The organism is Cognatundibacterium jejuense, from assembly GCF_014284255.1.
Classification (GTDB): domain Bacteria; phylum Pseudomonadota; class Gammaproteobacteria; order Burkholderiales; family Burkholderiaceae_D; genus Undibacterium; species Undibacterium jejuense.
In genome coordinates this window covers 32,872-44,819 of record NZ_JACOFV010000018.1, presented here as the reverse complement: position 1 = coordinate 44,819, position 11,948 = coordinate 32,872, and the positions used below count along the sequence as shown (strand labels likewise).

General features: G+C 46.2%; 10 protein-coding genes. 9 read left to right on the top strand and 1 reads right to left on the bottom strand.

The window, feature by feature from the left end; all coding sequences use genetic code 11:
* The first annotated feature begins 400 nt into the window (after positions 1–400).
* The 8 genes from H8K32_RS17165 (at position 401) to H8K32_RS17130 (ending at position 9,306) form a co-directional block, all read left to right on the top strand.
* The gene (locus H8K32_RS17165; protein ID WP_186913788.1) at positions 401–1,129 is read left to right on the top strand and encodes a response regulator transcription factor; all 729 of its coding nucleotides are present in this window, start codon (positions 401–403) and stop codon (positions 1,127–1,129) included.
* Positions 1,126–2,688 (top strand): sensor histidine kinase, encoded by a 1,563-nt coding sequence (locus H8K32_RS17160; protein WP_390312794.1) that lies wholly within the window; start codon positions 1,126–1,128, stop codon positions 2,686–2,688. Before H8K32_RS17165 ends, H8K32_RS17160 begins: the two co-directional genes overlap by 4 nt.
* 11 nt (positions 2,689–2,699) lie before the next feature.
* The gene (locus H8K32_RS17155; RefSeq protein WP_186913787.1) at positions 2,700–2,963 is read left to right on the top strand and encodes a DUF4212 domain-containing protein; all 264 of its coding nucleotides are present in this window, start codon (positions 2,700–2,702) and stop codon (positions 2,961–2,963) included.
* Positions 2,963–4,999, top strand: a complete 2,037-nt coding sequence (locus H8K32_RS17150) for a sodium:solute symporter family protein (protein ID WP_186913786.1) — start codon at positions 2,963–2,965, stop codon at positions 4,997–4,999. The genes H8K32_RS17155 and H8K32_RS17150 overlap by 1 nt, the downstream gene beginning before the upstream one ends.
* Before the next feature lie 77 nt (positions 5,000–5,076).
* Entirely contained in the window at positions 5,077–6,510 is a 1,434-nt protein-coding gene (locus H8K32_RS17145) for a circularly permuted type 2 ATP-grasp protein (protein ID WP_186913785.1), read from the top strand.
* A 53-nt stretch (positions 6,511–6,563) separates the two neighbouring features.
* Positions 6,564–7,514: an alpha-E domain-containing protein gene (locus H8K32_RS17140; RefSeq protein ID WP_186913784.1), complete on the top strand. Its 951-nt coding sequence runs from the start codon at positions 6,564–6,566 to the stop codon at positions 7,512–7,514.
* A 6-nt stretch (positions 7,515–7,520) separates the two neighbouring features.
* Positions 7,521–8,327: a transglutaminase family protein gene (locus tag H8K32_RS17135; protein ID WP_186913783.1), complete on the top strand. Its 807-nt coding sequence runs from the start codon at positions 7,521–7,523 to the stop codon at positions 8,325–8,327.
* Between the two features lie 73 nt (positions 8,328–8,400).
* Entirely contained in the window at positions 8,401–9,306 is a 906-nt protein-coding gene (locus tag H8K32_RS17130) for a proteasome-type protease (RefSeq protein WP_186913782.1), read from the top strand.
* A gap of 29 nt (positions 9,307–9,335) precedes the next feature.
* Here H8K32_RS17130 and H8K32_RS17125 read toward each other — a convergent pair whose 3' ends face one another.
* Positions 9,336–9,890: a DNA-3-methyladenine glycosylase I gene (locus tag H8K32_RS17125; RefSeq protein WP_186913781.1), complete on the bottom strand. Its 555-nt coding sequence runs from the start codon at positions 9,888–9,890 to the stop codon at positions 9,336–9,338.
* 359 nt (positions 9,891–10,249) lie between these two features.
* Here H8K32_RS17125 and H8K32_RS17120 point away from each other — a divergent pair, with 359 nt between their 5' ends.
* The gene (locus H8K32_RS17120) at positions 10,250–11,869 is read left to right on the top strand and encodes a ShlB/FhaC/HecB family hemolysin secretion/activation protein (RefSeq protein ID WP_186913780.1); all 1,620 of its coding nucleotides are present in this window, start codon (positions 10,250–10,252) and stop codon (positions 11,867–11,869) included.
* Positions 11,870–11,948 lie beyond the last annotated feature (79 nt).

Genomic DNA, 11,948 nt, shown 5'->3' with positions numbered 1-11,948 from the left:
CGAGTTATTGATTCCGATGCAATAGGAAACTTTATATTGCGAGAAGTTCATATCATTTCGTCGAAATTTTATTTATTCATAGGTAATTTTCTGTGCTTTACCAAAAAATCGCAAGAAAACACCAGTGCATGAAGAAATATCAAGGTTTGCTTCTATTTCCTATGACAATATGTATAAATCTATCTACGAATTTGGTATAAAGTTGAGTCAGGATGAAAGCTGATTTTTAGAGCGATAAAAATGATCCCAGTGCCGGTATTTTTTAAAAAATTAATGACTGGCAATAAAAAAATAAGCGCAAAAAAGACGCCGAGCAGCCCGGAGACCTATTTTTTAAGATATAACGCCCGTGAGCTGATGGTTTCTTTTTTATGAGACAAATTCACCTTATAGCCCCATCATGCGTATCTTGCTTGCAGAAGACGATAGTGTTCTGGCCGACGGCCTGACCCGTTCATTACGCCAATCTGGTTATGCCACCGATTGCGTGCACAATGGACAAGAGGCAGACACTGCCTTAACCACACAAGATTTTGACTTACTGATACTAGATCTCGGTCTGCCGAAAATGAGCGGACTCGAAGTGTTGCGTCGCCTGCGCGCTCGCAACTCCCATTTGCCAGTACTAATTTTGACCGCAGCAGACTCAATTGAACAAAGGGTCAAAGGTCTGGATCTGGGCGCAGATGATTACATGGCAAAACCGTTCGCCTTATCCGAGCTCGAAGCACGCGTCCGCGCACTAACCAGACGCGGTGCCGGAGGTGGCCCGACCATCATCAAACACGGGCCGCTCAGCTATGATCAGGTCGGACGCATTGCCTATATCCATGAGCAAATGCTGGATCTGTCAGCGCGTGAATTAGGTTTGTTGGAAGTTTTACTTCAGAGAACCGGGCGTCTGGTATCTAAAGATCAATTAGTCGATCATCTATGCGAATGGGGTGAAGAAGTCAGTAATAATGCGATTGAAGTCTACGTCCATCGCTTACGCAAAAAAATTGAAATCGATGGCGTCAGGATTGCGACGGTACGCGGTTTGGGATATTGCTTAGAAAAATTCTTTGTTGCACCTTCTGCTAAAACAGTGACTGATGCAACCACGGTCACCCACAGCGAAACACAATGAATACAGAAAGCAGTGTAAAACCAATGGCAGCGCAGCCATCTTCCGAGAATACACTGCTTAATCTATCCGAGGAAGTCAACCAACGCTCCTTGTTTGGTGAGATTCTGGATTGGATGCTGGCACCGTTGCTACTGCTTTGGCCTATGAGTATTGCAATCACTTATCTGGTCGCGAAGTCAATTGCCAACCAACCATTTGACCATACGCTTGAAAATAAGCTCACAGTATTGTCTCAACAAATCAAACAAGTTGATGGCAAGCTGGTGTCGCAAATGACCCAGCAAGCCCGCGATATGTTGCGCGCTGATGATCTGGATACGCTATATTTTCAGGTAAAGTCAATGAACGGTATGGTGATTGAAGGCGATCCCAATCTTCCCCCGCCCGACGAAGATGAAAAGCCTGCAGCGGGTAACACACAGTTTCGAACAAGCAGCTTACGTGGCGTCGACTTGCGCATCGCTTATGCCTACATAGAAGTCCCCAATACATCTTTGACTAACGCAGGCACTGCAGAGGTGGCAACACAAAGTTCGAAAAGCAATCGTCAACTAATTCTGGTTCAGTTAGCAGAAAGTCTCGAAAAACGCTCCAACCTCGCTAACGAAATCATCAAAGGTGTGATTCTCCCACAATTCATCATTCTGCCGATTGCGCTGGCACTCGTGTGGTTTGCACTTAGTCGTGGTCTATCACCGCTCGCCGAGTTGCAGCAAAGAATACGCGCGCGTCGTCCGGATGATCTGAGCCCGATTGATCCGCGTCAGGTGCCAGAAGAAATTACCCCACTGGTTAACTCGCTCAACGACATGTTAGGCCGACTGACAATGACCATCAATAGCCAAAAACGGTTTATCGCTGATGCTGCCCATCAAATGAAAACGCCGCTGGCGGGTATGCGCATGCAATCAGAGCTTGCCCTACGACAAACTGATCGGGAAGAAATCCATCGTTCCTTGTTGCAACTATCCACTAGCTCAGAAGCCGCGACCCGTCTGATTAATCAATTGTTGATGATGGCAAAAGCGGAAAATCAAACGCCATCTAACCGACCTTTAGAGCGCGTTAATTTAAATGACTTGGCGATGGATGTTGTACGTGAATGGATACCGTCTTCATTTTCTAAACACATAGATCTCGGTTTTGAACAAACAGATGAAGCGATCATCATTTTTGGCAATCCCATCATGTTGAAAGAGATGTTGAGCAACCTGATCGATAATGCGATTCGCTACACGCCCGCAGGGCATAGCGTTACCGTCAAAGTCAATGACAACCAGGCACAGCAACTTGCGATTTTAGAAGTGGAAGACAACGGACCTGGTATTCCACTTGCAGAACGTGAGCGTGTATTTGAGCGCTTTTACCGGATATTAGGAAGTAATGTGCAAGGCAGCGGTCTGGGGCTTGCCATCGTGCGTGAGATCGTTTTGCAGCATGACGCGCAAATTACCGTCAGCGAAAATCCACATCCGCAAGATAAGCAATTTCCGGGTTGTGTATTCCGTATTTATTTCAGATTAAATCCTTTTGATGACTTCATTCCTGAGTCCGACTGAGACCTATTCCAATGCAAAAAAAGACTGGCAAAATATCCTCTGACTATTGGCGCAATGCCAAGCGCTTAACCAGCATATTGCTACTTTTATGGTTCAGCCTGACATTCGGCTGTTTGTTTTTTGCCCGCGAGTTATCGACACTACATTTTTTTAGCTGGCCTTTGTCATTCTACATTGCCGCACAAGGATTAACTCTGAGCTTTGTCTTCATTTTGGCGACGTATTCGATTGGGATGCACTGGATCGGTCGAACAAAAAAAGAAGGTGACGATTAATGTCTCAAGCAAATTATTCCCGAAAATTAACCAAGTATTATCTCTGGTACACGGCACTGTTTTTTGTGTTCCTGATCAGCCTGGCGATACTTGAGCGCGAAGGTGTTCCACGGTCATGGATAGGCTATCTGTTTATGTTCGTGACCATCGTCATTTACGCCGGCATTGGCGTTTTATGCCGGACATCGGATATCACTGAATACTATGTTGCGGGACGCCGGGTCCCCGCCGTTTTTAACGGCATGGCCACTGCGGCAGACTGGATTTCTGCGGCCAGTTTTTTGAGTCTGGCAGGAGGATTATTTTTACAAGGATTTGACGGCTTTGCGTACATTGTTGGCTGGACCGGAGGATTCTGTCTGGTGGCAATGCTGGTCGCGCCATACATACGTAAGTTTGGGCAATACACGATCCCGGATTTTTTAGGCGCCCGTTTTTCTGGTCCGGCCGGAACCAACATGGTCAGATTGCTTGCCGTATTTGCGACGGTGTTTATTTCTTTCATTTACGTTGTTGCGCAAATCTATGGTGTCGGGCTGATTACCTCGCGCTTTACGGGTGTGGATTTTTCAGTGGGCATTTTTCTTGGACTAGCGAGTATTTTGGTATGTTCGTTTTTGGGTGGCATGCGCGCTATCACTTGGACGCAGGTGGCGCAATACATCATTATTTTGATTGCATTTATGATCCCTGCCATATGGTTATCGATCAAACATAGCGACAATCCCATTCCGCAAATATCTTATGGTACATTTTTACCGAAACTCAGTAGCCTGGAACATACGTTTGAAAATGATCCTAAAGAAAATGAAGTACGGGCAATTTACCAATTGCGCGCCAATGAGTTTCAGGAAAAAATTCAGCTCCTTCCGACTTCCTGGGAAAATGGGCGTGCGGAGTTAGCCAAAGACTTAGAAAAACTAAAATCTGAATCGGGTAATTTGATTGCCATCAAAAATGCCAGCCGTATTTTGGCGAATTACCCAGCCACACCCGAAGAGGCGCGTAATCGCTGGACCGAGGTCCGAAATACCTACCTCACCAAAGCGCAACCTGGTTTCTCACAATACTCACCGTATGCAGCAAAGACCACATCTGAATCTGACGTCAAGCGAAATAACTTTATCGCCCTGGTATTGTGCCTGATGATGGGTACAGCTGCACTACCACATGTATTGACACGCTACTACACCACACCGTCAGTGACAGCTAGCCGTGACTCGGTATTCTGGTCGCTTTTCTTTATCATGTTGCTCTACATTACAATCCCGGCGATTGCTATTTTGATCAAGTACGATATTTACACCTCATTAGTCGGCACAAAGTTTTCTAATTTGCCGTCGTGGGTGACGTATTGGGCAAATATTGACAAGCTCAACCCGCTCATCAGCATTATTGACGTAAATAAAGATGGCATCGTGCAGCTATCTGAAATCAATATTGACGGCGATATCATCGTCTTGGCAACACCAGAAATTGCCGGATTGCCGTATGTCATTTCTGGTTTAGTTGCTGCGGGCGGATTAGCTGCTGCGCTATCAACTGCAGATGGTTTGCTGTTGACTATTTCCAATTCTTTATCACACGATGTCTATTACAAGATTCTTGACCCATCAGCCTCAACGCAAAAGCGTGTGACGATTTCCAAATTGTTTTTGCTCGTTGTCGCTTTGTTCGCGGCGTATATTGCTTCATTGAAACCTGCTGATATTTTGTCCTTAGTTGGTGCAGCTTTTTCTGTTGCAGCCTCTACGTTATTTCCTGCACTGGTATTGGGCATATTCTGGAAACGGACGAACCATCAAGGTGCAATCGCTGGCATCATTACAGGCTTTTGTGTATGTGTGTTTTACATGCTTTACACGCATCCCTTGTTCGGCGGCAACATGCAAAATCAATGGTGGCATATCGCACCGATATCCGCCGGTGTATTTGGCGTACCTGCCGGGTTTATTACGATGGCGATTGTTAGCCTTTGTACGCCGAAACCAGATGCAAAGACCCTGGAACTAATTGATTACTTACGCGCCCCCTGAGATCGATGCAGACACCAGGTGTCAGGTGGCACGTTTCTTGATATAGTCAAAATCAACAGCACTCGCGGAACGATGACATGGCAAAATTTTTTAATGAAATGACTGCTGAAGATGCAACCAGCGCAAATGGTCTCAATATCACGCGCGAGCATTATCGCGATTTTGATCAGTGGCTAAAACAACAAACTGCCGAACGTCTTCAACGTAAACGGGCAGAAGCTGACTTGAGTTTCCGCCGCGTCGGCATCACTTTTGCTGTCTATGGTGATGATGCAGGCACAGAACGCCTGATCCCTTTCGACATCATTCCACGCATTATTCCGGCGCATGAGTGGCAACAATTGCAAACAGGCCTGGTGCAGCGCGTGCAAGCACTGAATATGTTCATTCATGATATTTATCACGATCAGAACATCATTAAAGCCGGCATTATTCCGCCCGAGCAAATTTATAAAAATGCGCAGTATCGACCTGAGATGCAAGGCATATCAGTCGCGTCTGATATCTATGCCCATATTGCCGGCGTCGATATCGTGCGCGCTGGCCAGGGTGAATTTTACGTTCTGGAAGACAATCTACGTGTCCCCTCTGGCGTGTCGTATATGCTGGAAGACCGCAAGATGATGATGCGCCTATTTCCAGAATTATTTAGCAGCAATAAAATCGCGCCAGTCGATCATTATCCAGATATGTTGCTCGACAACCTGCGTTCCGTCGCACCGATGGGCATTGACGATCCGACGGTCGTTGTGATGACACCGGGCATGTACAACTCAGCATATTTTGAGCATGCGTTTCTGGCACAGCAAATGGGTGTAGAACTGGTTGAAGGTAAAGACTTGTTCGTCAACGATAACGCTGTTTACATGCGCACCACCCGCGGGCCCAAACGGGTGGATGTGATCTATCGCCGCATCGATGATGATTTCTTAGATCCACTCGCATTCCGGCCGGACTCTTCCCTCGGCGTGCCGGGTTTGTTATCCGTTTATCGCTCTGGTCGCGTGACCCTCGCCAATGCGATAGGCACCGGTGTTGCTGATGACAAATCAATTTATCCTTACGTGCCGGATATGATTAAGTTTTATTTATCGGAACCGCCAATTTTAAATAATGTCCCGACTTATCAATGTCGCAAACCCGAGGATTTGGCTTATACCTTAGCCAATCTCGCCGATCTGGTTGTCAAAGAAGTACACGGTGCGGGTGGCTATGGTATGTTGGTGGGCCCGGCATCGACCAAACAACAAATTGAAGACTTCCGTCAGCGTGTGATTGCTAAGCCTGATGGCTACATCGCCCAACCAACTCTGGCGCTCTCATCCTGCCCCACCTTTGTTGAGAATGGCATTGCCCCAAGACATATTGATTTAAGACCGTTTGTGTTGTCAGGCAAGACTATTTCTATGGTGCCAGGTGGGCTGACCCGCGTTGCGTTGCAAGAAGGTTCATTGGTCGTCAATTCATCTCAAGGCGGTGGCACAAAAGATACCTGGGTCTTAGAAAAATAAACTTCAGATCACAAAAATAGTTCGTCGCACAACCATGCGTACAAGGAAACATCATGTTAAGTCGCACCGCTGATCATTTATTCTGGATGGCACGCTACACTGAACGTGCCGAAAATACCGCCCGCATGTTAGATGTGAACGTGCAAACCTCAATGCTGCCGCAATCCGCAGAAAATGCAGAACAAGGCTGGCGTGCCATGTTGGGAATTTCCGAACTGCAATCGGCGTATGATCATCACTACGGCTTACTGACCAAAAAAGATGTGTTGGACTTTATGGTGCGTGACCCCATGAATCCTTCCTCCATCGCATCCTGTTTGAAAGAAGCCCGCGAAAATGCACGTGCTGTGCGTGGCACACTGACGACGGAAGTATGGGAAACCCAAAACGCCACCTGGTTGGAAGTGCAAGAAAAGCTCGGCAGCGGCATGCTGGAACAAGACCCCGGGCAATTTTTCGAATGGGTCAAATTCCGCTCACACTTGTCGCGTGGTGTGACACTGGGAACAATGCTCAAAGATGAGGCTGTGCACTTCATACGCCTGGGTACCTTTTTAGAACGTGCCGATAACACCGCGCGGATATTGGATGTGAAATTTCATAGTGCAAAAGAAATTGAAAGCGGCAAACAACTCATGCAAAGAGATTTCTATTATTGGGGTGCGCTTTTGCGTTCAGTTTCAGGATTTGAAATCTATCGTAAAGTGTATCGCGATGTGATTACGCCAGAACGTGTCGCCGAACTGTTAATGTTACGCGGTGATATGCCACGCTCTTTACTGGCTTGCATGGATGAAGTAGTCGCCAACCTGGCCGAAGTACGTAATGATGTGTCGGCGGATACGGAAAGACTGGCCGGAAAACTGCATGCGGAATTTAAATTCGCCAGAATTGAAGATATTTTGCAGGCTGGCTTGCACGATACCCTGACAGAATTTTTGGAACGTATTTTTGAATTAGGCAATCGCATCAGCCGCGATTTTCTGGTTCCTTTAGCCGCTTAACGTTATATGCAACTCGTCATTCAGCATCAGACAACGTATCAGTATTCGCTGCCGTCAACCTATACCATTCAGCAATTACGGTTGACGCCACGTATAGAACAGCATCAACAAATCATCCATTGGGAAGTACAAACCGCGGGCAATAAAACGGCATTTATCGATGCTTATGGCAATCAGTCGCATACGTTGACGATTACCGGTGCTCACTCAGCAATTAGCATTCTGGCACAAGGTATCGTCGACATCAGCGCACCTGCCTACGGGCGCATTAGCGACGCAGAAAGTTTTTCGCCGTTGGTATTTACTGTACCGACGCGCCTGACTGAGGCAAGCCCGGCAGTTATGGCGTTTGCGCATCACGCATTACCGCGCAATCAGTCCGCCACAACGACCGAATTACTTGATCTGGCAAGCAAAATACAAATGACGGTAGCTTACCGCAGTGGCACCACAATCGTCACCAGTACGGCCGATGATGCGCTAAGTATGGGTCTGGGCGTTTGCCAGGATCACGCCCATTTGTTTCTGGCCTGCTGTCATGTGCGTGGCATACCGGCACGTTATGTTTCTGGCTATATTGATCCTGAAACCAGCGGTCATGCTGACAGCCATGCCTGGGTCGACGTCTGGGCGCAAGACGCCGATTACGAAGGCTGGGTTAGCATCGATGTAACACATGCTCGTTTGATGGATGATACATATTGCCGTCTGGCGATAGGACGAGATTATGACTCGGCGGCGCCAGTACGTGGCGTACGACGCGGCGGTGGCACAGAAACCTTACAAGTGAGTGTACGGGTCACACCACGATAATCTCGATTCAGACCATCCTGCCATTCGCTTGAGGTAAAATTCAGACTTTGCTTCTATTTGCTTGATTGAAATTATGACTTACTGTGTTGGCATGCGCCTCGACGCCGGGCTGGTTTTTTTGTCGGATTCCCGTACCAACGCTGGCGTCGATCAAGTCGGCACCTTCCGCAAAATGTCGGTATTTGAAAATCCCGGCGACCGTTTAATGGTCTTGATGACCGCTGGTAATTTATCTATTTCACAATCCATCCGCGAACTCCTGTCTGATTTCAAAGACAGCAACGGCAATAGCATCTGGAATGCACCTAACATGTACGAAGCCGCCCGTATTCTGGGTGAAACTGTACGCACAGTGCATCAGCGTGACGCCAAAGCATTGGCTGATTTTGGCATCGACTTTAACGTTAGTTTGATGTTTGGTGGCCAGATCGGTGAAGAGCGTTGTCGTTTATTTCAGATTTATGCGGCAGGAAATTTTATCGAGGCGCATAACGAAAATACTTATTTCCAAATCGGTGAAGCCAAATATGGCAAGCCGATTTTAGACCGCGTTATCAATCCATCAACGAGCTTAGACGATGCCGCAAAATGCGCGCTGATTTCAATGGATTCCACCTTGCGTTCCAATGTTTCTGTCGGATTACCTTTGGATTTGTTGGTGTATGAAAATAATCGGCTTGCAGTTACACGCTTTGTTACCATCGATGAAAAAAACCACTATTTCCAGATGATACGCAGTAGCTGGGGTCAGCAATTGAAAGCAGTGTTTGAAGGCATCGATGCACCAATCTGGGATGCTGACAACACGGTCAATACAAACAGTCCCGCCGGACATGCGACGAACTCTACTGTGTTATCCCATGCCAGTTCGCGCAACACACCAGTGATGGTCGCGCATCCACGCAACCAGGATAACAAAACTTCTTCAGGCGAAATTCAATCGTTTGCCGAACAAAATGGCTCCGGCAAACAACATTAAATTTATCGTTGCCTTGAGTACGCTTTGATCTAAACAGGACGATGCCAGTCGCAATCGGCAGCATGGTCATGTACCATGCCAATTGCCTGCATATAAGCGTAAATAATGGTTGAACCAACGAATTTAAAACCGCGCTTACGCAGATCTTTGGATATCTGATCTGACAGCGGTGTGGTGACAATGCGCTCGCCATTATTGTATATCGGTGTGCCATTCACATAGGTCCACAGATACGCGTCCAGGCTGCCTTTTTCTTCGCACAAACGCAAGTAGGCTTTGGCATTATTGATCGTCGCCGCGACTTTGAGACGGTTGCGAACGATGCCTGGATTAGCCAATAAACTCGCCACCTTAGCGTCGTCGTAGGTTGCAATTTTATGGGCATCCCAATTATCAAACGCCAGCCTGTAATTTTCGCGCTTATTCAAAATTGTTTCCCAACTCAAGCCCGCCTGAGCACCTTCCAGATTCAACATCTCAAATAAGCGACGCTCGTCATGGCAGGGGACGCCCCACTCATGATCATGATAGTGAAGATACAACGGATTGGCGGGATTAGCCCAGGCACAACGTATTTTTTGCATAAAAATGTGTAGTTAATCAGATAACGGATTTTCTCATTTTACATCCAAAAAGACGAACTTTTCGTTTAAAAATATATCGCCTCAATAGCCCTTGTTGATGGCGTGATCAAAACCAAGCACGCACCTGACTCTCAATAATTGCGAATTACACACCATACCAGTTTGGCAGTTGATGAAGACAACTTGTCACCTTTCGAGGTGTTTGATTGAAATCATGCGCCATAAACTGTTTACGCGATGTTTCAAAACTACATAGAAAGCCTGTCAGAACATCGGCGTAACAAGCCCTACCGTATCGCATCAGAAATCGAAATATCTTGTGAACTTCATTCAATTTTTAGAATTGAAAAGGAATTTTCATGCCAAATACTGCAAATAGAATGTGGGACATTTTTGTCAATATCGCCTTGGCTGGCGTCTTCATTTGTATCTGCAATACATCCCCCGCCTTGGCCGCAACAGGAGACTTAGGCGTTTCCATAATTGAGCCTACCTCGAATAATTCATCTTTGGAAGTTGCGGTCGACAAACAGCAGAAAAAAACCACTGACAATTGCAGCGACCACAGAACACTCACCATCAGTGGTCTGGAACTACTTTCAAAACAATCCCGCACGCAAATACTGAATAACTTACCAAGTTGCATAGAACAAGAAGAGCTCAATCAATTTTCAAGACTTGTAACTGAAATCTTTATACAAGCCGGATACTTCAAAATTCAAATAAGCAATCAATCGCCATTCGGCAGCCAACAAATTCACCTACATATTGAACCTGTTCGAATCGACAATATTCTCGGCGCCAGTAAGACCATCAATCCCAATTTTATTTTCCCAAACTATAAAGATCATCCTTATCTCAATGTCCAGGATCTTGATCAGGCTTTAGAACAAATCAATCGACTCAGCAGTAACCAGGCAGAAATAGAGATTTATCCAAGCTCAGAAAATGGCGTCACGATCAGCGTGAAGAACCAGGATAAAAGTCGTTTTCACGGCAGCCTGATGATAGACAACACCGGCCAGAGTGGAACTGGGAAAATTGTGAAGCGAGCGAATTTCTCTCTGGATAGTCCGCTGGGCTTTTCCGACTTGATGATGTTTGGCGGTAGCAAATCGTCGAGTAGCCAAAGCGCCTATTTTTCATACAATATTCCGTTGGGGTATTGGCTAATCAGTGCCAATATCAGCCAATCCAACTATCAATCAATATTACAACTCACCAACAGTACCGCCCAACAAAGTGGTCAAACACCACAAGACTCAATCCGATTAGAACGAGTCATTCAACGTAACACAAACACTATTAGTAACGTTTTTGGACAATTATCTCGCACTAATACACGCAGCGAACTCTTAGATAGTGTGATTGATGTGCAAAGTCCGGTCATCACAAAATCACAACTTGGATTCAGTTGGACAAGTCTGTTCCCGTCTTCTAGTTTGAATACCAGTTTCGAATGGCAAAGAGGGTTGGGAATGTTCAAGTCGACAAAGGATGTCTCTGACATTTCTGTCGATTATCCACATGCACGATTCGATAAATTTTTGCTGTCTGCGAACTGGAGCGGCAATACCCTTATTCAGAATCAAGCTCTGATCTATGAACATCAATTCTTTACTCAGTATTCAAAACAGCGCTTATACGCAATTGAACAAATGAGTGCCACGGACAGATCCAGTGTTCGTGGTCTGTCTGACTGGGGCGCTGCTGGTGATAATGGCTTCACATTGCGCAATACATATTCCCTTCCTATCAATCAATACAGCGTCTTTTTCCGCCCAAGACTCGGTCTTGATATTGGAGAAGTATGGAACTCCGGAACAAATCATCAGAAGCAAAAAGCTGTCAGTGCAAGCATAGGTCTGACTCTTCAACTAAAAACAGCGACCTTAGATATGGAATACGCGAGAGGAAAGACATCGCTGATGCCAACCTCGTTAAATAAATTTTCGGCCACTAGCTCATGGTCGTTCTGAAGTCACAGGCGTGAAATCGCTTATGACTTGTTGAAGTAGTTGAGCCTTTATTGTTTCTATGTTTTACACTCAGGGAGTA

What these genes read in the sequence shown, in the direction of transcription:
- H8K32_RS17165 (WP_186913788.1), top strand. Translation starts at nt 401, where the DNA reads ATGCGTATCTTGCTTGCAGAAGACGATAGTGTTCTGGCCGACGGCCTG.
- H8K32_RS17160 (WP_390312794.1), top strand. Translation starts at nt 1,126, where the DNA reads ATGAATACAGAAAGCAGTGTAAAACCAATGGCAGCGCAGCCATCTTCC.
- H8K32_RS17155 (WP_186913787.1), top strand. Translation starts at nt 2,700, where the DNA reads ATGCAAAAAAAGACTGGCAAAATATCCTCTGACTATTGGCGCAATGCC.
- H8K32_RS17150 (WP_186913786.1), top strand. Translation starts at nt 2,963, where the DNA reads ATGTCTCAAGCAAATTATTCCCGAAAATTAACCAAGTATTATCTCTGG.
- H8K32_RS17145 (WP_186913785.1), top strand. Translation starts at nt 5,077, where the DNA reads ATGGCAAAATTTTTTAATGAAATGACTGCTGAAGATGCAACCAGCGCA.
- H8K32_RS17140 (WP_186913784.1), top strand. Translation starts at nt 6,564, where the DNA reads ATGTTAAGTCGCACCGCTGATCATTTATTCTGGATGGCACGCTACACT.
- H8K32_RS17135 (WP_186913783.1), top strand. Translation starts at nt 7,521, where the DNA reads ATGCAACTCGTCATTCAGCATCAGACAACGTATCAGTATTCGCTGCCG.
- H8K32_RS17130 (WP_186913782.1), top strand. Translation starts at nt 8,401, where the DNA reads ATGACTTACTGTGTTGGCATGCGCCTCGACGCCGGGCTGGTTTTTTTG.
- H8K32_RS17125 (WP_186913781.1), bottom strand. Translation starts at nt 9,890, where the DNA reads ATGCAAAAAATACGTTGTGCCTGGGCTAATCCCGCCAATCCGTTGTAT.
- H8K32_RS17120 (WP_186913780.1), top strand. Translation starts at nt 10,250, where the DNA reads ATGCCAAATACTGCAAATAGAATGTGGGACATTTTTGTCAATATCGCC.